The sequence below is a fragment of the Marinobacter nanhaiticus D15-8W genome (assembly GCF_036511935.1).
Classification (GTDB): Bacteria; Pseudomonadota; Gammaproteobacteria; order Pseudomonadales; family Oleiphilaceae; genus Marinobacter_A; species Marinobacter_A nanhaiticus.
Genome location: NZ_AP028878.1, coordinates 341,670 through 361,626, shown reverse-complemented (window position 1 = coordinate 361,626; position 19,957 = coordinate 341,670). Strand labels below are relative to the sequence as shown.

Genomic DNA, 19,957 nt, shown 5'->3' with positions numbered 1-19,957 from the left:
CCACAAAGCCTCGTAGTCCAAAAACCACGACAAGAACAACGGAGCCCAGATGCCATCACCCTTCGAATTCCGGCTGCGCGTCCGCTACGGTGAATGCGACGCCCAAGGCGTGGTCTTCAATGCCCGCTATGGCGACTATGTCGACATTGCCGTCAACGAATACATCCGAACGCTCTTCGGTGACTATCAGCACCTGCTGGACCAGGACCTGGACATTCAGGTGGTCAACCTGAACCAGAACTGGAAAACTCCGGCCCGCTTCGACGAGGTCCTGTGCGCACGGATTACGCCGGGCCGCATCGGCAATACCTCGTTCGCACTTCACCTTGCATTCCACGAATACCGCTCGGGCAGGTTAGTCATGGGAGCAGACATCACCTATGTCATGATTGCCCCCAGCACCGAAGCGAAGACACCGGTGCCCGACCGTATACGCACATTGCTGGAACAGGGCGCACCGGGAACGTTGATCAGCCATGCGGGCGAACAGCGTTCGCCGTAGCGCTGTCACACAGCTGACTGGCCTCAACGTGTCGTTTGCGTTTCCATTCTAGCGAAAGCCGCGCGATCCTGAGGCGACGGAACGCAAAATCTTGTCAGATACCGGAACCGTCAATGAAGCGATTCCCTTAGTAGACGAGAATGCGTTAAATTTAGAGGGATTTGGATCGTTGTTGGTTATTCAAGCCGCAACTGGCTGTATCCATCGTCAGGGATAGAACCGTGTCTAACCTCGTCCGCATTGCGCCCGGCGCCCTCATTATCGGCAAACCCTTGCCCTGGACCGTCTATGACGCCGAAGGCAACATACTGCTGAAGCAGGGTTACGTCATCCAGACCAACATCCAGCTGGAACAGCTCTTCGAGCGCGGATTGTTCTACCCCCGACGCAGCGACACACCGGAGCCCGAACCCGAAGCGCCGGAAGACATACGCCCACGCAACCCCTTCAGTGACTACCCGCAGCTACTGCGAACCCTGGAATACGCCCTGCGCGCCATCGAGGACCAGTCGCCGGATGCCCAGCGCCGGGTAATCGGCCTGGCCAACCTGGTGGCGCGCTGCTGCCGCGAGGCCCCGGACCCGTGCCTGGCCCTGGTTCACCTCTATTCCGTAGAACCCACGGCCTATGAGCAGACCCTGTTCTACGCCATCATCTGCCATTTCGTCGCCGAGCAACTCTTGATGGACGAGAAACGCATCCTCGTATTGCTCGGGGCGGCGTTGACTGCCAATTTCGCGCTCTTGCCCTTCCTGGACAAACTCAATCATTCCCGCGCCCGGTTAAGCGATGATCAGCGGGCCGTCATTCACAAGCACCCGGAGTTGAGCGCAGCCGCATTGGAACGGGCGGGCGTCGACAACCGGTTGCTGCTGAAAATCGTGGCCCAGCACCACGAGGAACCGGATGGCAGCGGCTATCCAAAGGGCCTGACAAGCGAAGATATACTGCAAGAGGCGCGCATTGTTGCCCTGGCTGAGCGTTACACCGCAATGATTACCCGCCGCGCCTACCGGGAGCGTTTCAGCATTACCCAGGCCCGGGACGCACTGTCCCAGGCCGGCAAGACGCCGGGCGACCGCAGGATCCACCGGGCGCTACTCGACGCCCTCACACCCCATCCCCCAGGTGCTCTGGTTCGCCTGGCCAACAATGAGGTGGCTGTAATCACCCGTCGCGGCGACGCCTACCGCGGCACCGTGGCCCAGGCCATCGTCAATCCGACCGGCAACCGGTATATCGGCGCATTCAAGCGGGATTGCTCGCGTCCGGACTACCGCGTCCTACAGGTCGAAGTGCCGGAAATGCTCCCGTCCATGGACTACGGTCAGCTCTGGGAGTTTGATCGCACCTGACGCTTGTGCGATAAACCGCTCCATCCATGCATGTGTTCCGGGGCTACCATGGCCGATTCCGCCGACGCCAATCCGATCACCTTGTTACCCGCGCCTTGGCAGGATCGCCTGGAGGGCGCCCAGGTCCGCCCGGTCAGTGGTGGGGTGTGCAATACGCTCTGTCGTATCGACACCGGAGAAGCCAGTTATGCGCTACGGGTCAATAATCCAGAGCCTGAACGTCTGGGGCTCGATCCCGATCGGGAGGCCCGGGTGCTGGCGGCGATCACGGAGCAGCCTTGGGCACCGGATGTTCGTTACCAGAGCCAGCACGTACTGCTCACGCGCTGGGTGGAGGGCGAGCCGCCGCCCGGTGGTGACGCCACGCGGCTGAGCTGGCTCTGCCATGCGTTGGATAGCGTGCATCGCCAATCCGGGGAAGTTCCACGGATCGACGTGCCCAACCAACTGCGCATCCTCGCCGATCGCTGTGGTCACCAGGCGGATGCCACACACCGACAAATCGACCGCCTGATGCGTGACTACAACCCGCCGTCCACGCTCACGCTTTGCCACCACGACTGGCACCCCGGCAACCTGATCCTTGCCCGCTCCGGCTGGACGCTTTTGGACTGGGAATTCGCGGGTTTGGGCGACCCCTGCCTGGACATAGGTTCGGCCATCAACGGTTTTTCGCTACCCGGACACGCCATGGAGTCGCTGAGCCAACTAACCGGTTTCCGCGTAAAACAGCTGGAACACGCGGCTGCAATCATGAACGCCCTTGAAATTATCTGGTATGCCGCCAATCCCGAACTTAAGGCGAACGCTTCGGCGGTGCTCGCAGATTGGCTGCAAGGGACGCCAGCAGCCGCACCCGACGAAACCTAGCCCACTGAAACTGACATGAACCTTCGCTAACCGTTTGACCCAATTGATATAGACGACCGGTCTAATATTGAGTTACGGTAAACGACATCGAATCCAAAGCGCGACACTTCAAGGAGGACCGCAATGAAAGTTTTAATGGTGCTGACATCCCACGATGAAATGGGCGATACCGGCCACAAGACGGGTTTCTGGCTGGAAGAGTTTGCCGCCCCTTACTACGCTTTCCTGGACGCAGGCGTGGAAGTCGTCCTCGCGTCCCCTGCCGGCGGTCAGCCGCCGGTGGACCCCAACAGCGATGCCGAAGATGCCCAAACCGATGCCACCAAGCGCTTCAAGCAGGACACCAGCGCCCGTCAGACGCTGGCCAACACGGCCAAGCTGAGCACAGTAAACGCGGACGACTTCGATGCCGTCTTCTACCCTGGTGGCCACGGACCGTTGTGGGACCTGGCCAACGACCCGGACTCCATTCGCCTGATCGAAACCTTTGAGCGTCAGGGCAAGGTGATCGGCGCCGTCTGCCACGCACCCGGCGTATTCAAGAACGTGAAGGGCGACAACGGCGAGCCGTTCGTGAAAGACCGGAAGGTCACCGGCTTTACCAACAGCGAGGAAGACGCGGTGCAACTGACCGAGGTGGTGCCCTTCCTGGTCGAAGACATGCTGAAGGAAAGTGGTGCCGACTACTCCCGTGGCGACGACTGGGGTTCCTATGTCGTCGTGGATGGCAAGCTGGTTACCGGCCAGAATCCGGCCTCGTCCGAGGAAGCTGCGCAGGCCCTTATCAAGGCGCTCAGCTGAGCCTGAATCGAAAGACGTACTTACGCGCGAGGCCTCCTCCTGGAGGCCCCATAACTAGACAGGAGAGAGCATGAAGGCCATCGCAATCGACGACGAATCGCTCGTCTGGACCGAACATGATGCTCCCGGCGAGCCCGCTGCGGACGAAGTGCTGATCGACGTGGCCTGGGCAGGCGTAAACCGCGCCGACCTGATGCAACGGGCGGGCGCGTATCCGCCGCCGCCCGGCGCCTCTGAGATCCTGGGTCTGGAAGTGAGTGGCCACGTGCGCACGGTAGGCGACGACGTGACCCACCTGAAAGCCGGCGACCCGGTTTGCGCCCTGCTCACGGGCGGTGGCTACGCCGAGCAGGTTCGCGTACCTGCAGCACAGGTGCTGCCGTTACCGGAAGGCATTTCCCTGCGGGACGCCGCCGGTCTGGCCGAAGTGTTCGCCACGGCGTGGCTGAATCTGTACATGGAGGGGGCACTTAATCCCGGCGATCGTATCCTCCTGCATGCAGGGGCTAGCGGTGTAGGCACAGCGGTGATCCAACTGGCCAAGGCCATGGGCAACCCGGTATTCGTAACCGTTGGCAGCGACGCCAAGATCGAGGCCTGTAAAGCCCTCGGTGCAGACGCAGGATGGAACCGCCACAACGGTAGTTTCGTCGATGCGGTCAAAGCCTGGGGCGGCGCCGATATGGTGCTAGACCCCGTGGGCGGCGACTACATTCGCCAGGACCAGTCGGTGCTGAACGTCAACGGCCGTATCGTACTAATTGGCCTGATGGGTGGCCGCGAGGCGGATGTGGACCTGGGTTACATGCTGATGAAGCGTCAGCGCCTGATCGGCTCTACCTTGCGCTCCCAACCCGTGAAAGTGAAGGGCGAGGTCATGGACGCGCTTTACGAGTCGGTGTGGCCCAAGCTGGCCAGCGGTGAGATCAAGCCGATTATCGACCGGGAGTTCCCGGTGGAAGACGCGGCTGCGGCGATGGACTATCTCAAGAGTAACGACAGCCAGGGCAAGGTGATCCTGCGAATTGCCGAATCCGCCTAGCGCCGTTCAGCCCAGGACCCGATCCATCAACTTATCGGTCATGCGCCGGGCCACCGGCGCGATGACCGATACCAACGGAAACGCCACTGCCCAGGCCACGATAAAAGCCTGAAGCCAACGCCCGCCAAAACCTGCCGTCAGTCCGGTGTTGATGAAGGTAATGATGCCGGACATCAATATCGACATCAGTCCGGACATCATGCATGCGAACACGAGGTGGCGGGCAAGCGCGCCAGATCGCGGCCTTGGCTGAGATGCCTTTTCTCCCGCCGTGTTCAAAGCCTTTTCCTGCATTCCGACGTACCCTAATGAGACTGTTCCAAACTCAGAGGCGGACCATGATCGCACGTTCGACCTTACTACACTGCGGTATGCGATGGCTCTGCATCGCTTTATTGATTGGCCTCCTGACCGGTTGCAGCTCCACTCAACTGGCCTACCGCCAGCTGGACTGGGCATTGGTCTGGTGGGTGGAGGACTATATTCCCCTGGACAACGTACAGGAAGCCCGCCTGGAGACCCAGATCAACTCTCTGCTTGACTGGCACTGCCGCCATGAGCTTCCTTGCTATGTCGTATGGCTCGACAACGTAAAAAGACTGGCGATGCAACCGCCCATCAGCACGGCCGATGTGGAAAAACGGCAGTCTGACCTCTTGGGTGCCATCGACCGTCTCACTCGCCAGATCCATCCTACCGCAACACAACTGCTTGCTTCGCTCGACGATGATCAGATCGAAGCGCTGGACCAGGCGATGGACGAAGGCCAGGAAGAACGCCGGGAAGAGTTCCTCGGCGGCAGCCGCGAAGACCAGATCCGCAAGCGCGGAGAACGCACCCGCGAACGGGCCGAGCGGTGGCTGGGAGCGCTCACGTCGGCGCAGGTCGAAACCATTCAAGCCTGGAACCGGGCCCGGGGCGACCAGACCAGGATCTGGCTCGAAGGGCGGGGGCGCTGGCAACAGGCACTGATGGACAGCCTGGAACATCGGCAGGCTGCGGACTTTCCCCAGCGCATCGAACAGTTGGTGGTCAACAGCAGCGAAGTGCGTGGCGAGGCGTACCAGGCCATGCTGGCCGAAGCGCAGGTCGCCATAACGCGATTAATCACAGACTTGATCAATCAGTCCACGCCGGAACAACGGAACCACCTTGAGGATGAGATAGACGAACTACAGGCCGACTTCGAAGCGCTGGCCTGTAGTTCGGGAGAAGTGGCGTCGGAAGACTCCGACGCCTGAAGCCATATTACGGAGGTGTGATGCCGATAACGGTATCGCTGCGTACCGACAGGTTTTGGATGCGCTCGTCGTTTGCGGGTTCGGTTTCAGCGTTATTGAAAAAGACCGTGCCCTCTGGCGGAAAGCTTGCCAGCAGATATTCAGCGATAGCGTCCTGCTCGGTACCGTAGGCAGCGAAGTCGGCTTCGCCCGGATCAGAACTGCCATCGGTTTCCGACAGCTCCAGCCGCTCGACAGCACCGCCACCCAATCCCTTGAAAGGATAGCCATCACCACAGTTGGCCGAACCTGCTTCGGTGGCGGTAGGCAAGCAAGAAGCCAGGAAGCCGAGCGTCACCAGCTCGAACGTCTGCGCCTGATTTTCCAAGACGCCATCCCGTACAAGGACGACATCGGATCCGCCGCCATCGACGACGAGATTGACGATTCGGCTGGGCGTTGTACCGGCCCCGTTGTTGGTGTCGCCCGTTGCTCTCGCGGTATTACTCGGGTCGAAGCTAAAACGCATGCCGGCGATCTGCGGGAACTGACCCGGCGTCGCGCCCTCTTCGGTCGCAGAGACGGCGTACTCCATCAGGTCCACCAGTTCCGCGCCCGTCACTGTGACGATGGCGAGGCTGTTATTGAAGCGCAAGGAGCCTTCGATATCGAATTGGGAAATATCGCCTTCTTCCTTACCTACCGACTCGTTAGCCGCGGGTGGTTCGAGCTCGGCATCGGCAGGATCATTGGAGCCCGCAGGCTGGACGATCTGGCCGATAGCAGAACGAATCCCGCCGCCATTCTTCAGCGATACCGAGACGTTATTGTCGTAGCGCTTGGCATACCACAGGTTCGCTTCCGCACTCAGGTTACCCAGGTTGGTCTCCTCGGTGCGCACCTCGCTACGGCGACCGTCCAGGTAGACGGACGTCTGGCCCAGGATATTGCCATCACGGGCCGCCAAAACATCGCGGATCTCGGCAGAGACTTCAGCTACCCGCACGATCGGCTCACCCATCAGCTCGTCGACGATGGCTTCGGTGGATGCCCAGGCGCCGTTTTGCGCCGGGTCGAGTTCATCGGTCTTGATCACGCCGTTCCCGTCGAAATTCAGGACCAGGCGGCCCAGGTACTTGTAGTCACCGTCCACGTTGACCACCAAGACCGGCTCGCCGTCCGGGGATTCGAACGATAGCGGATAGGTGTCGGCCGCAACATCGCCGTCACGCAGGACGTCGTCGGCATCTGCCAGCAGGGTGTTGGAGCCGCCGGCCACAATCACGTCCACATCGTTCAGGCGTGTAGCCAGCGCCTTCTCGATAGCGATCTGCTGCATGTGGGCAACCAGTATGATCTTATTGATGCCGGCGTCGACCAGATCATCCACGGTGGGCTGGATCTCGGCCGCCAGGTCGTCGTATAGCTGTTCATCGTCAGCGACGATCTCGGGCGTGATGGTTATGTTGCCGGTGCTGGTAATCGATGCCAGTGCAGGCGTTGTCGCACCGACCACACCGATTTGCTCACCGCCTACGGAAACTACCGTGGAGCCGGCGATCTTACCGCCAATGCCGCTGTTCTGCTGGCCATTGCCGGTGGCGAGATCAGCCAGTGCAGGCTCAGTGGTCACGTCAAGGTTGGCGGAGACGAAGGGGAAGGCGGCGCCTTCATAGACCAGGCTGGCGTCGTCTTCGTCGGTTTCCGGCCTCAGCATGGACGCAAATTCCTCAGGTCCGCCGTCGAGATCGTGATTGCCGATGGCGGATACCAACACGCCCATGGCGTTCATGAAGGCAATGTCCGCACGGCCATTGCCGGGCACGCCCAGCTCTTCTACCAGCGCACCGTCAGCCGCCGCAAAGTATCGCGGCCCAGGGATGACGTTGTCGCCGGAACTGACCAGCAGGGTGTTCGCCTGGTCGGTGCGGAACGCCTGGACCAACGCAGAGAAACGATCCACTTCGTCGATGGCGCCAGGGGCGCCGTCCACGTCGGCGAAATGCAGCAGTTGAAGGCTGTATTCTTCGTTCGTGTCGTTATTGTCGTCATCGTCGTCGCTGCAACCGGCCAGGCCGGCGACGGCAACACTCACAGCAAGGCCTATGAGGGTTTTCCTGAACGCCATGTCTCATTCTCCAGCATGTTTTTTATAACCACCTGCAGACGCTAGAGAGGTAAGACGACACCCGGATGGCATTCCAGTGACAGCTTGATGACATGACGGGTATTGCCAGCGAGCCTTGGAAAAAGTTCAGGCAAAGGCGCGTTGACCAGACTTGCACACAATACCGCCCAAGGCAGTACTTCATCGCAGAACGGACTTTACGGGGGGCTCCCTAAGGTAACGATGCCGTATGGGCGGGTGACACCATTACGCTGCGTATCGCGGCAGCAAGTTGCTCGACCTTGGGAATGGGCGTGGCGCCCAGGCGACCCACGACGGCAGGTATCGACGCATAGATGCCGTTCTCGAAAGGATCAAGCTTATCCAGTTGGATGATACCTTCGCGGCTGAACGTCAGGACCAACCGGCCCAGATAGAGGTAATCGCCGTCGACGTTGACCACGAGCACCGGCTCACCGGCCGGTGACTGGTAGACCAATGGATATTCGTCCTCGGCCAAATGACCGTCACGTAGCACATCCTCACGGTCGGCCAGCAGGGTGCTCGAGCCTCCCGCAACAATGACGTCCACGCCGGCAAGACGCTGCGCCAGGGCCTTCTCTACCACAATTTCCTGCATATGGGCGAGCAGCACGATCTTGTTGACCCCCTGATCCACCAGCCGATCGACGGCAGGCTGTAGAACGGCCGCCAGTTGGTCGTAGAGTTCGGTTTTGTCGGGCGTCATTTCGGGTGAGACGCGGATACGGCCAGTCTGCGTGATGTTCGGCAACGCCGGCGCGGTCCCCCCGACCAAGCCAATGCGCTCGCCACCGACTTCGATCACCGTGGACGGCGCGATGCGACCAGGAATTTGTGCGGCAGGCTGCGCGCCCCCGGTAGCGAGGTCCGCCAGCGCGGGTTCATCGCTCATATCCAGGTTGGCTGAGAGGTAGGGAAATTCGGCGCCCGGGTACGTGCCGCTGGCATCGGTCTCGGGTACAAGCATGGCGGCAAACTCGGCCGGCCCGCCGTCCAGGTCGTGGTTGCCGATGGCCGAGGCGTCCACACCCAAGGCATTCATCAACGCAATCCCGGCGCGCCCGTTGGCGGGCATACCCAGAACGTCGGCCAGTTCGGGAGCATTGCCGGCGTAGTAGAGTGGCCCGGGCTTCACATTGTCGCCGGAACTGACCAGTAGCGTCGGCAAATCCCTGGCGCGGAAGGCATTGACCAGGGCGGAAAAGCGCTCGACGTTATCGAGGGCGACACCCGGGTCGCCATCGATATCGGAAAAGTGCAGCAATTGCAGTTTGTAAGACGCGTCTTCGGCAGGAGCTTCTTCGGCAGAGACATCGCCGCAACCGAGCAGTACGATTGCGGCCATGGTGCCCATCAAACCGACTGTTGCCTTGCCGACATCCATATCGCAGGTCTCCAGAGCCGTCCGGGGCCCGGCCTCCAGGCCGGTCTATCGCAACCCGAGGGCCTTGGCGTGGTGATCCAAGTGCTCGTCGATGAACGAGGCGATGAAGAAATAGCTGTGATCGTAACCGCTGTGCATGCGCAGTGTGACATGGTGGTGTGCCGTCTCACAGGCTTCAGCGAGGGATTCCGGATGAAGTTGTTCCTCGAGGAACTGGTCCGCCGTACCCTGGTCGATCAGTAGCGGCAGACGCTCCCGGGCTTCGGGGATCAACAGGGTGGCATCGTATTCGGCCCAGGTTTCCTGGTCATCGCCCAGATAACCGAGGAACGCCTTTTGTCCCCATGGACAGGCGGTCGGATGGCAAATCGGCGCGAAAGCTGAGACGGATTTGTAGCGCCCCGGATTCTTCAATGCCGCTATCAACGCGCCGTGCCCGCCCATTGAATGGCCGCTGACCGAACGCTGGTCGCTAACCGGCAGTTCCGCCTCGACCAGCGCCGGCAGTTCGCTGACGACGTAGTCGTACATGCGGTAATGCCTGGCCCAGGGTTGCTGGGTGGCGTTGACGTAGAAGCCGGCGCCGCTGCCGAAATCGTAACTGTCATCCTCGCCAGGCAAGTCCACGCCGCGGGGGCTGGTATCCGGGCAGACGATCGCCATGCCCAGTTCTGCCGCACGTTTCTGCGCGCCCGCCTTCTGCATGAAATTCTCATCCGTACAGGTCAGACCCGAAAGCCAGTAGAGCACAGGCACCGGTTGTTTGCGGGCTTGGGGTGGCAGATAGACGGCGAAGATCATCTCGCAGTCCAACACTTGTGAACGGTGGCGATAACGACGGTGTTCCCCGTCGAAACAGCGATTGGATGACAGCAGTTCCATACGTTTCTCCCTCTCGCGCGAGACTGGGCCGGCGCAGGGTCTCCCGCATGCCGGCGGTGGATTCAGGCTCTGGGCCTGTCAGAACAGCACGACAGAGCGGAGGCACTGGCGACGTGCATCAGCTCGAAGGATTCATTGACTCTGCTCTTACCTGACACAAGGATGCCCAAGCTCAACTTGGCCTGAAACGGGCGATCATACGTTTTCGTGCATGCCAAGTCAGTAGCGCCTCCCGGTAGCCGGGTCATGTCTACCACCTGGCCCCGGAAACCCACTAAACCTTATCAGCAATACCGGCAGACTCGAAACAACAAGCGATCCAAACAAAGCACCTGCAAGGGTTTCGGCCGTATGGGCTTCCAGTCGACTCATCCCGGGCTGGGCCTGGCCGCCGCTGACCCGGACAGATCACCTTGAACAACACGCCACCTCCAAGCCGCCCGCTTTCCGCGACTAGGGCGTATCCTGTTCCACGAAACGCGACTCGCCAAGGCCGGCACCCTGCTTCGCCAGGGCCGCAAGGATAGCCGTGCGGGTCACGATACCGACCAGGCGCCCGCCTTCGACCACTGGATACACCTTGGGCTTGTCGCGACCCAGGCGCTGCGCCAGGTCGACGATGGCCTCCTCCGGAGAAATCGTCAGTGGTGACTTGAACATGACATCGTCAACCACCGGTTCGCCCTCGCTGTGGTAGCTGCTGACCAATAGCGCGTGAATGCAGTCCTGCTCGGACACGAAGCCCAGGACGTGCCGCTTGTCATCCACCACCGGCAGTCCGGTGACGTGATTCGTCAGCAATGCCTCCACGACGCGGGTCAGCGGCGCACCGCAACGGATGGGTTCGATGTGATTCCACATCACATCGCTGGCCTTGAGTGATCGCATGGGCGCGTCCTCCTGTGTCGCCGCCGTCCCTGGGTTTCCTTCCTCCTTTAAACCTAGGCAAATATGCCCTTGGAGGGAAATACAAAAATCGGATAAACAAGGCGCCGGGCTGCTATAACCCGTCCACCGGTTATTCCGGTTTCAACGGATGGGCCTACTGGCTAGTCCACGCGCTATACTTACGGTAAGTTCATGTCGACATACTGGCTGCATCCGGAAGGGATTCTATGAAAGCGCCACTCAGGCCCACAAATGAAGAGCAACGGCTGGAAGCCCTGCGCGCCCTTCGTGTGCTCGATTCCCCGGTCGAAGAGCGTTTCGAGCGCATCACCCGCCTGGCCCAGAAATACTTCGATGTAACCATTGCCGCTATTACCCTGGTCGACGAAGAGCGTCAGTGGTTCAAGTCCATCCAGGGCCTTGAAGCCCGGGAGACCGAGCGGGACATTTCCTTTTGCGGCCATGCCATCCTCGAAGATGCGTTGTTCGTGGTGGAGGATGCGAGCCGGGATCCGCGCTTTTACGACAATCCGCTGGTCGTCGGCGAGCCCAACATCCGCTTCTATGCCGGCATGCCGCTTCGGGCACGCAACCGGACCACCATCGGCACCCTTTGCATCATCGACAACAAGCCCCGGAATCCCGACGCCATGGACCTGCTCGCCCTTCAGGATCTGGCGGCCCTGGCGGAGCGGGAGTTTACGTTTGAAAGCCCCGCCAACCGACCACCCAACGTGAAGGTACAAGGCGGACCTCAAACCGACCTGCTGGACGAAGTCACCGGGTTGTGGAATTGGGACGGTCTGGTGCGACTGCTGGAGGAATCCACCCACCGCATCAAGCTAATCGGCGGTGAAGTGGCGCTGGTTTGGTTGAGGGCTGACATCTGGGACCCCCAATCGGTGAGTGCCGAACTGATCAACCAGAGCCGTCGGGAGTGGGCGGGCAAACTGCTTTCAGCACTGGATTTCTTCGATACCGTCGGGGTCGTATCGAAGCGCGACTTCCTGCTGATGATCAACGAGAGCGACCGGGCACAGTTACTGGTCCGACTTGGACTCGTAGCCAGCAGCCTGAGCGTACGCAAGGGCGGGAGCGGAGCGCACAAAACCCTCATGCCCGACCGGGCGACCTTCGCCGCCATCAAGTCCATCGATGGGCGAATGGCGATTTCCGAGATTCTTGAAAGTCTGGAGTCGTCGCTACCGCCAACCGATGCGCCGTCAGGCACGCTAACCCTGATCGAAGACGGCAAACGGTTACGGGTTTCACTGCTCTAAACGGCCTGGCCGCCCTGATTTTAAGTTCCCCCTCCAGGGATTTTTGCCCCACAGCGATAGTCACCGGAGCGTGATATCCAGACGGCATTGAACGATGGTTCAAAAAAGTTGCGACCTGCAACATTTTTTCACGGTTGTAAAGACAATTCTTTACAATTTTCGCTTACTACTTATTGTCCAAAAACCGCTGATTAGAGTACATTTCTCCTGCGTTTCGGGGATCCTCCCAGGAAACGTCCCTGAGTTCTTTCAGGGCGACGCGCGTGGCCTCCACAGCAGCGTCTTACTACACGATTTTGGACTTATAGGCGTTTGAACAGGAGGTTCGAGAGAACATCCTGGATTAGGCCGTTTTTGGAGGTGAAGTATGCGTTTGACCAATCTAACCGTCCGTTTCCGTCGCAACCGCGTTGCAACCCCGGAACAATCTCGCGTTGACGCCATCGAGCGTCGCCAGACCATGAGCCTGGAAGCGCTGAATCGTCCGGCTCAGTCTCGCAGCATCAAGGCGGCGCTGCGCCAGCGCTAATCGGGGCGCGACAGAAGACGAACAACAAGGAGGAAACTCGTTTTGAGTATTCCTGATTGATAGCCAGCTCAAGTTGCTTGAGCTGGCTATGTTGTTTCTGGGCCCCACGTTTTCCCGTCCCACCTTTTCTTCACAATCGCGGAAACCCCGCACGCCTCTTTCCTCCGGCTTCGCAACCATCTGTGCGAAAATAGCTAGCCAACCCGAATATAGACAAGGGGTCTCCAGCCGAGTACGAAGCGTACTTGGGGCGTTCGAGACCGGAAATGATGAGAGAGATAGCCATGCAATACCTGCACACGATGGTCCGTGTCAGCGACCTGGACGCGTCACTGCATTTCTACTGCGACCTGCTGGGTCTGGAAGAAGTCAGCCGCAAGGATAGTGAAAAGGGCCGTTTTACCCTGGTCTTCCTCGCCGCGCCGGGCGAACGCGAACGCGCCCTGGCCGACAAGGCACCGATGGTGGAACTGACCCACAACTGGGACCCCGAGGAATACACCGGCGGCCGTAACTTCGGTCACCTCGCTTACCGCGTCGACGACATCTATGCCCTGTGCGAGAAACTCCAGGCCGGCGGCGTCACCATCAACCGCCCGCCCCGAGACGGCCATATGGCCTTCGTCCGCTCCCCGGACAATATCTCCATCGAGTTACTGCAGAAAGGCGATGCCCTGCCACCAAAAGAGCCTTGGGCAAGCATGGAGAACACCGGGAGTTGGTAGGCGATTGGATATACAACGTAGGTCGATATGATGGCCTCCCCCCAACGAGTCTATGAGTGAGCTTGTCGGATTGTGGCCAGGCTGGCTTCGACGATTTCCGGGAGCAGCGCTTCAGGCATATCGTGACCCATGCCTTCGATCATTTTGAGACGGGCATGAGGAATCAAGTACTGGAGCTGCTCGGCGGAGGTCGGGCGGACCAGCGGATCGGCCTTGCCGTGGATGATAGCCGTAGGCACGCGGATCCTCCTGGTGATAGGCGACAGGCTGCCGCTGGCGAGGATCGCTCGTGTCTGGCGCAGGATGCCGGCGGGATGGTAGGCGCGGCGGTAGTCGTTGGTGATCCGCTCGCGCACGTCCGCTAGCGGCGTCGGATGGGCCGGGCTCTGGATCGCCTGCCAGAAGGCCAGGGACCGTTCGACGACCGCTTCCTCGTGGTGGCCCTTGACGCCGATGCCGGTCAACTTCCAGATCAGGACCGCTTTCGGCAGGGGCAGGCGCGGGCTGTTGGTGGAGGTCATGATCAAGGTGGCGGAGCGCACCCGCTTGGGATAGTTGCCCGCCACCACCTGCGCGATCATGCCACCCATCGACGCACCCACCACGTGCGCACTGGGCAGGTCGAGCGCATCCAGTATGCCGCACACATCCTCCGCCATATCGTGGAGGGTGTACGGCGCATCCACTTTGAGTCCGATACGGTGCTTGGCCATCGCCTTGAGCGGATGGTCCTTCAGACGATGCCTGAGGTAGCTCGACAGTCCGATATCCCGATTGTCGAAGCGGATTACGCGATAACCCGCGTCGGCATAGGCCTGCAGCAAGGTCTCGGGCCAGAGGGTCATTTGCGCCGCCAGGCCCATGATGAAGATGACCGGTTCGCCGTCCGGGTTGCCACGGGTCTCTACGCAGAACTCCAGTCCATTCGCCTGGACGCGCCGTTCTTCCGGGGGATGGGTCTTCAAAGCTATATTCACGCTGTTCTCCTCTTACGAACCTCCAGCATACTGCATTCGCGGCACCGAACCATGGCCTGTCATCCGCGTCGATAGATGATTGCGGCTAACTCCACCGGCGGACCAGTCGCCGCATACGACACCTATGACTTTGTTTCATCTGGAAATTTCGGCATCCTGAGGTAAAGCCGTCTATACTCTTGCCGTTCGATTTCCATTGAATGACCAGGGAGGAGGCACCGATGGAAGGACTATCCAACTTTATCACCATGATAAACGGCTGGGTCTGGGGCCCGCCGATGCTCGTGCTCATCCTCGGTGTCGGGCTGTTCCTCAGCCTGGGTCTCAGGCTGATGCCGATTCTCCGGCTGGGTACCGGCTTTCGCCTGCTATGGCAGGGCCGCCAGTCGACCGACGAAGGGGAGATCCCCCCGTTCCAGGCCCTGATGACCGCGCTTTCCGCCACGGTCGGTACCGGTAATATTGCTGGTGTCGCCACGGCGGTGTTCCTGGGCGGTCCGGGCGCCCTGTTCTGGATGTGGCTGACAGCGCTTGTGGGTATGGCCACCAAGTATTCCGAAGCGGTTCTGGCAGTCAATTTCCGCGAAGTGGACGAACGGGGCGACCACGTGGGCGGCCCCATGTATTACATCCGCAACGGCTTGGGCAGCAAGTGGGCCTGGCTGGGTTTCCTGTTCGCGATCTTTGCCTCGGTCGCGGCGTTCGGCATCGGTAATACAGTGCAGTCCAATTCCGTCGCCGATGTCCTGCAAACCAACTTCGCCCTGCCCCATTGGGCGACTGGCGTCATCCTCATGGTGCTGGTGGGCCTGGTGCTGATTGGCGGTATTCGTCGCATTGGTCAGGTGGCCTCTTCCCTGGTGCCCCTGATGGCGATTTCCTACCTTGTGGCCGGACTGGTCGTACTGGCGATCAACTCGCCGGAAATTCCCAGTGCACTGGGTTTCGTCTTCAGCAACGCCTTCAGCGATACCGCTGCGCAAGGGGGCTTTGCCGGCGCCGCCGTCTGGGCCGCTATCCAGTTCGGCGTAGCCCGGGGTGTCTTCTCCAACGAAGCCGGCCTGGGTTCGGCACCCATCGCCCATGCAGCCGCCCAGACCAACAGCCCGATCAAGCAGGGCATGGTGGCCATGCTCGGCACCTTTATCGACACCATCGTCATCTGCACCATCACCGGCCTGGTGATTATCACCTCCGGAGCCTGGACCAGCGGCGAATCCGGCGCGGCCCTGACGTCAATGGCTTTCGCCAACGCCCTCCCGGGCGTGGGTAACTACCTGGTGGCCATTGCCCTGGCCATCTTCGCCTTCACCACCATCCTGGGTTGGTCATTCTATGGTGAGCGCTGCGTGGAATTCCTGTTCGGCGTGAAGGCGATCTGGCCTTATCGAATTCTTTGGATCATCGCCATACCCGTAGGTGCCACGTCCAATCTGGGTATCGTCTGGCTGATCGCCGACACCCTAAACGCGATGATGGCACTGCCCAACCTGGTGGCCCTGGCGCTGCTCAGCCCAATCGTGTTCAAGCTGACACGAACCCACTTTGAACAGGCCACGGGTAAGCGTGCACCATAACCAGGCGTTATAAACTAGACTGAAACAGTCTTTTGAGTTCTGGCGCTGCGGCCCAATAGTCAATCCAGAATTGAGGCGATTCAGCCAGGTCGCAGCATTTACAGGAAGATATGGCCCCCCATACCACGGGCGCCAAACATTGAGGAGGAGTATCCATGAGCATACGTCTAGGCGACACCGCTCCTGACTTCGAGCAGGATTCCAGCGAAGGCCGTATCCGTTTCCACGAGTGGTTGGGTGACAGCTGGGGCATCCTGTTTTCCCACCCGGCGGACTTCACTCCCGTATGCACCACCGAACTGGGCCTGACCGCCAAGCTGAAGGACGAGTTTGCCAAGCGCAACGTCAAGGCCATCGCGCTGAGCGTTGACGATGTCGAGTCCCACAAGGAATGGATCAAGGATATCAACGAGACCCAGGGTTGCTCCGTCAACTTCCCGATCCTGGCGGACGGCGACCGCAAGGTGTCCGAACTCTATGACATGATTCACCCCAATGCCGACAACAGCATGACCGTGCGCTCGCTGTTCGTGATCGACCCGAACAAGAAGGTGCGCCTGATGATCACCTACCCGGCAAGTACCGGTCGTAACTTCAACGAGGTGCTTCGCGTCGTCGATTCCCTGCAGCTCACCGACGAACACAAGGTGGCGACGCCGGGCAACTGGGAGGCCGGCAGTGATGTTGTGATCGTGCCTTCCCTGCAGGATGAGGAAGAGATCAAACAGCGCTTCCCACAGGGTTACAAGGCGGTACGCCCGTACCTGCGCATGACACCCGACCCGAAAGCCAACTGGAGCGGTGAGTAAGCTCCGGAGGTAAATCGGCGACAAAAAAAGACCCCGGCAATGCCGGGGTCTTTTTCTATCCATCCAGTGTATCGGACACTGAATTCTCAGAAGGCCGGAACGACGGCACCTTCATACTTTTCCTGGATAAAGGATTTCACGTCCTCACTGGTCAGCACGTCGGCCAGCTTCTGCATGGCTTCGCTGTCCTTGTTGTCCGGACGGGCAACCAGGATGTTCACGTAAGGCGAGTCGGCACCCTCGATGATCAGTGCGTCCTCGGTCGGGTTGAGACCCGCTTCCAGCGCGTAGTTGGTGTTGATCATCGCCACGTCCACCTGACCCAGGACGCGCGGCAGTGTTGCAGCTTCCAGCTCGTAGAAGTCCAGGTCCAGCGGGTTCTCGGCGATATCACGCGGAGTTGCAGTGATCTTGCTCTCGTCTTTCAGGGTGATCAGTCCAGCCTTTTGCAGAAGCAGAAGTGCGCGGCCACCGTTGGTCGGATCGTTGGGGATGGCGATGGTAGCGCCCTCTTCCAGATCGTCCAGGGACTCGATCTTGTTGGAGTAGGCGCCGAACGGCTCAACGTGTACGCCCACGACGCTGACCAGGTTGGTGCCCTTGCCATCATTGAACTCAGTCAGGTACGGCTGGTGCTGGAAGAAGTTGGCATCCATCCGCTCCTGGGCCACCTGGATGTTGGGCTGGACGTAGTCGGTGAAGACTTTCACGTCCATATCCACGCCCTGATCGGCCAGCTTCGGCTTCACGAACTCAAGGATTTCCGCGTGGGGAACGGCCGTGGCCGCGACAGTCAGCTTGTCTGCGGCCTGGGCGGAGAAGGCAACCAGGGTGGCGGCCAGCGCCAGGATCTTTGTCAGTTTCATAATCTTCCTCGTGTCTACGGGCTCGCCGGAGTGGCGAGCGGTTTTTTCGAATTATTGCGTGTTGGGAGCAGTTGCCTCTGAATACTCAGCGGCGGCTGAAATAAAGGACAAGCCGGTCCCCAAGCATTTGCAGCAACTGTACGAAAATGACCAGGAGCGCCACGGTAATGACCATGACATCGGTCTGGAATCGCTGATAACCGAAACGTATCGCCAAATCACCCAGACCGCCGCCGCCAATGACGCCGGACATGGCCGCATAGGAGACCAGTGTGATGGCCGTTACGGTAATGCCGGCAATGATACCGGGCAATGCCTCCGGAAGCAGCGCCCCGAACACGACCTGTTTGACAGTCGCACCCATGGCCTGGGTGGCTTCGATAATGCCCCGGTCCACTTCCCGCAGGGAGGTTTCCACCAGGCGCGCGAAGAACGGCGCGCCGCCGGCCACCAGCGGCGGAATCGCGCCAGCCACACCGAGGGACGTTCCGATCAGCATCACCGTGAAGGGAATCATCACGATCAGCAGGATTATAAACGGGACGGAACGCAGTACGTTCACCACGAACGACAGCAGCGCGTAGGCAACCGGTTGCTCGAGCAACTGGCGCTTGCCGGTCAGGAACAGCAGCACGCCAATCGGCAGTCCGAGCAGCACGCTGAAAAACAGGGAAACGCCGACCATCACCAGCGTATCCCAGCTGGCCCAGCCGATCTCGGTCCAGTCCACGTTAGCTAGCAAACCTTCCATCATCGCAGCACCTCCACATGGACATCCGCTGCTTCCAGGGCGGACTGCGCCGCCTTCAGGTCACCGCCGACCAGGGACAGGGTGAGCTGGCCGTAAGGCGTATCCTTGATGCGATCGATCCGGCCGGACAGGATGCTGAAATCCACACCCGTCTCGCGCGCGACACTGCCCAGCAATGGTTTGTAGGTGGATTCGCCACGGAATGTGAGACGCAGGATACGACCTTCGGCGTTTTCGAAATCTTCGTGCATCTCGCGCTCGTCGATATGCTCGCTCTCGAACACGAAATCCCGGGTGGTGGGATGCTTGGGGTGCAGGAAGACATCGGTCACAGGCCCCATTTCCACGACTTCCCCGGCATCCATCACGGCCACGCGATCACAGACCCGGCGCACCACGTCCATCTCGTGGGTGATCAGAACAATGGTCAGGCCCAGCTCGCGGTTGATATCCGCCAGCAGGCGCAGGACTGACTGGGTGGTCTGCGGATCGAGGGCGCTGGTGGCCTCATCACACAGGAGGATGGTCGGCCGGCAGGCCAGTGCCCGGGCGATGCCCACCCGCTGCTTCTGGCCGCCGGACAGCTGGGACGGGTACTTGCGGGCGTGGTGGGTCAGGCCCACGCGCTCCAACAGCTCTTTCACCCGCGCGCGGATCTCCTCCTTCGAGTAGATGCCCGCCAGCTTCATCGGGAAAGCGATGTTATCTTCCACCGTCTTCGACCACAGCAGGTTGAAATGCTGGAAGATCATGCCGACCTGACGCCGGAAAGCACGTAGGTTGTCTGAGCCATAACCGGTGACATCCTCGCCGTCGATGACGATACGCCCGCCGCTGGGCCGTTCCAGCAGGTTTATAAGGCGGATCAGGGTGGACTTCCCCGCCCCGGAATGACCGACGATGCCAAAGATCTCGCCGTTCTGGATGGCGAGATCGGTGGGCTGCAGCGCGGGGATCGCCCGGCCTTCCACCTCGTACGCCTTGTGGACCTGGTCGAATTCAATCACTGGCCATCTCTGCAATGCCAAAAAATGATCGCGCAGTATATCGCAGCCGGGCTGCAAACCCGAATCGGGGCATGCCGTAACGAATAGCTACAGGATGGTGCACTTATCCAACAGTAGATTCGGCTAAACTTAGTTTGAACATGCAGTCATTTTTCTGGAGCATCCTTCTTGAGCGACAAGCCGACGCGTTTCCATGGCACCCAGGCTTGGGTCGATTACCTCAGCCAGGTCGAGTTGCCCGTACTCGCCAATACCCTCAGACGCATCAATCAGCTGACCGAAAGCACCAGTTCCACGGTGAACGAACTGGCCGGCGTCATCCTCAACGATGCATAGCTCACCT

The 19,957-nt window shown here is 60.1% G+C and carries 21 protein-coding genes; 12 read left to right on the top strand and 9 right to left on the bottom strand.

Going from position 1 to position 19,957, the window contains the following annotated elements:
• The first annotated feature begins 49 nt into the window (after window positions 1-49).
• The 5 genes from RE428_RS01635 to RE428_RS01615 all read left to right on the top strand — a co-directional run bounded on the left by RE428_RS01635 (window position 50) and on the right by RE428_RS01615 (window position 4,570).
• Window positions 50-502, top strand: a complete 453-nt coding sequence (locus RE428_RS01635; RefSeq protein ID WP_004579288.1) for an acyl-CoA thioesterase — start codon at window positions 50-52, stop codon at window positions 500-502.
• A gap of 221 nt (window positions 503-723) precedes the next feature.
• Window positions 724-1,857 carry an HD-GYP domain-containing protein gene (locus RE428_RS01630; protein WP_004579289.1) on the top strand — a complete coding sequence of 378 codons (1,134 nt, stop codon included), beginning with the start codon at window positions 724-726 and terminating at the stop codon, window positions 1,855-1,857.
• Between the two features lie 48 nt (window positions 1,858-1,905).
• Window positions 1,906-2,727 carry a phosphotransferase gene (locus RE428_RS01625; protein ID WP_004579290.1) on the top strand — a complete coding sequence of 274 codons (822 nt, stop codon included), beginning with the start codon at window positions 1,906-1,908 and terminating at the stop codon, window positions 2,725-2,727.
• Between the two features lie 123 nt (window positions 2,728-2,850).
• Window positions 2,851-3,528 carry a type 1 glutamine amidotransferase domain-containing protein gene (locus RE428_RS01620; protein ID WP_004579291.1) on the top strand — a complete coding sequence of 226 codons (678 nt, stop codon included), beginning with the start codon at window positions 2,851-2,853 and terminating at the stop codon, window positions 3,526-3,528.
• Window positions 3,529-3,598: 70 nt separating this feature from the next.
• Entirely contained in the window at window positions 3,599-4,570 is a 972-nt protein-coding gene (locus RE428_RS01615; RefSeq protein WP_004579292.1) for an NAD(P)H-quinone oxidoreductase, read from the top strand.
• 6 nt (window positions 4,571-4,576) lie between these two features.
• Here the strand turns inward: RE428_RS01615 and RE428_RS01610 are convergent, their stop codons facing one another.
• The gene (locus RE428_RS01610) at window positions 4,577-4,864 is read right to left on the bottom strand and encodes a DUF2798 domain-containing protein (protein ID WP_004579293.1); all 288 of its coding nucleotides are present in this window, start codon (window positions 4,862-4,864) and stop codon (window positions 4,577-4,579) included.
• Window positions 4,865-4,908: 44 nt separating this feature from the next.
• Here RE428_RS01610 and RE428_RS01605 point away from each other — a divergent pair, with 44 nt between their 5' ends.
• Window positions 4,909-5,811: a DUF6279 family lipoprotein gene (locus RE428_RS01605; RefSeq protein ID WP_004579294.1), complete on the top strand. Its 903-nt coding sequence runs from the start codon at window positions 4,909-4,911 to the stop codon at window positions 5,809-5,811.
• 7 nt (window positions 5,812-5,818) lie between these two features.
• Here the strand turns inward: RE428_RS01605 and RE428_RS01600 are convergent, their stop codons facing one another.
• The 4 genes from RE428_RS01600 to RE428_RS01585 form a co-directional block, all read right to left on the bottom strand.
• Window positions 5,819-7,918, bottom strand: a complete 2,100-nt coding sequence (locus tag RE428_RS01600) for a bifunctional metallophosphatase/5'-nucleotidase (RefSeq protein WP_004579295.1) — start codon at window positions 7,916-7,918, stop codon at window positions 5,819-5,821.
• A 211-nt stretch (window positions 7,919-8,129) separates the two neighbouring features.
• Window positions 8,130-9,323 (bottom strand): metallophosphoesterase family protein, encoded by a 1,194-nt coding sequence (locus RE428_RS01595; protein WP_004579296.1) that lies wholly within the window; start codon window positions 9,321-9,323, stop codon window positions 8,130-8,132.
• 45 nt (window positions 9,324-9,368) lie between these two features.
• Window positions 9,369-10,205, bottom strand: a complete 837-nt coding sequence (gene fghA, locus RE428_RS01590; protein WP_004579297.1) for an S-formylglutathione hydrolase — start codon at window positions 10,203-10,205, stop codon at window positions 9,369-9,371.
• A 453-nt stretch (window positions 10,206-10,658) separates the two neighbouring features.
• Window positions 10,659-11,093 (bottom strand): CBS domain-containing protein, encoded by a 435-nt coding sequence (locus tag RE428_RS01585; RefSeq protein WP_004579298.1) that lies wholly within the window; start codon window positions 11,091-11,093, stop codon window positions 10,659-10,661.
• Between the two features lie 227 nt (window positions 11,094-11,320).
• On the opposite strand from RE428_RS01585, the gene RE428_RS01580 reads away from it, so the two are divergent.
• From RE428_RS01580 to RE428_RS01570, 3 genes are all read left to right on the top strand, one after another.
• Complete coding sequence (locus tag RE428_RS01580) at window positions 11,321-12,373, top strand: GAF domain-containing protein (RefSeq protein WP_004579299.1); 1,053 nt, start codon at window positions 11,321-11,323, stop codon at window positions 12,371-12,373.
• 367 nt (window positions 12,374-12,740) lie between these two features.
• The gene (locus RE428_RS01575) at window positions 12,741-12,902 is read left to right on the top strand and encodes a hypothetical protein (RefSeq protein ID WP_154660726.1); all 162 of its coding nucleotides are present in this window, start codon (window positions 12,741-12,743) and stop codon (window positions 12,900-12,902) included.
• Between the two features lie 284 nt (window positions 12,903-13,186).
• Window positions 13,187-13,627, top strand: a complete 441-nt coding sequence (locus RE428_RS01570) for a VOC family protein (RefSeq protein WP_004579300.1) — start codon at window positions 13,187-13,189, stop codon at window positions 13,625-13,627.
• Window positions 13,628-13,677: 50 nt separating this feature from the next.
• On the opposite strand, the gene RE428_RS01565 is transcribed toward RE428_RS01570, so the two are convergent.
• The gene (locus RE428_RS01565) at window positions 13,678-14,604 is read right to left on the bottom strand and encodes an alpha/beta fold hydrolase (RefSeq protein WP_004579301.1); all 927 of its coding nucleotides are present in this window, start codon (window positions 14,602-14,604) and stop codon (window positions 13,678-13,680) included.
• Between the two features lie 221 nt (window positions 14,605-14,825).
• On the opposite strand from RE428_RS01565, the gene RE428_RS01560 reads away from it, so the two are divergent.
• Both RE428_RS01560 and RE428_RS01555 read left to right on the top strand, forming a co-directional pair.
• Window positions 14,826-16,181, top strand: a complete 1,356-nt coding sequence (locus tag RE428_RS01560; RefSeq protein ID WP_004579302.1) for an alanine/glycine:cation symporter family protein — start codon at window positions 14,826-14,828, stop codon at window positions 16,179-16,181.
• 155 nt (window positions 16,182-16,336) lie between these two features.
• The gene (locus RE428_RS01555) at window positions 16,337-16,990 is read left to right on the top strand and encodes a peroxiredoxin (RefSeq protein ID WP_004579303.1); all 654 of its coding nucleotides are present in this window, start codon (window positions 16,337-16,339) and stop codon (window positions 16,988-16,990) included.
• An 86-nt stretch (window positions 16,991-17,076) separates the two neighbouring features.
• On the opposite strand, the gene RE428_RS01550 is transcribed toward RE428_RS01555, so the two are convergent.
• The 3 genes from RE428_RS01550 to RE428_RS01540 all read right to left on the bottom strand — a co-directional run bounded on the left by RE428_RS01550 (window position 17,077) and on the right by RE428_RS01540 (window position 19,614).
• Window positions 17,077-17,856, bottom strand: a complete 780-nt coding sequence (locus tag RE428_RS01550) for a MetQ/NlpA family ABC transporter substrate-binding protein (RefSeq protein ID WP_004579304.1) — start codon at window positions 17,854-17,856, stop codon at window positions 17,077-17,079.
• 85 nt (window positions 17,857-17,941) lie between these two features.
• Window positions 17,942-18,607, bottom strand: coding sequence for a methionine ABC transporter permease (locus RE428_RS01545; RefSeq protein ID WP_004579305.1), 666 nt, complete (start codon window positions 18,605-18,607; stop codon window positions 17,942-17,944).
• Window positions 18,607-19,614: a methionine ABC transporter ATP-binding protein gene (locus RE428_RS01540; RefSeq protein ID WP_004579306.1), complete on the bottom strand. Its 1,008-nt coding sequence runs from the start codon at window positions 19,612-19,614 to the stop codon at window positions 18,607-18,609. The genes RE428_RS01545 and RE428_RS01540 overlap by 1 nt, the downstream gene beginning before the upstream one ends.
• 168 nt (window positions 19,615-19,782) lie before the next feature.
• Here RE428_RS01540 and RE428_RS01535 point away from each other — a divergent pair, with 168 nt between their 5' ends.
• Window positions 19,783-19,950, top strand: a complete 168-nt coding sequence (locus RE428_RS01535; protein ID WP_227500181.1) for a hypothetical protein — start codon at window positions 19,783-19,785, stop codon at window positions 19,948-19,950.
• The last annotated feature ends 7 nt before the right edge of the window (window positions 19,951-19,957 follow it).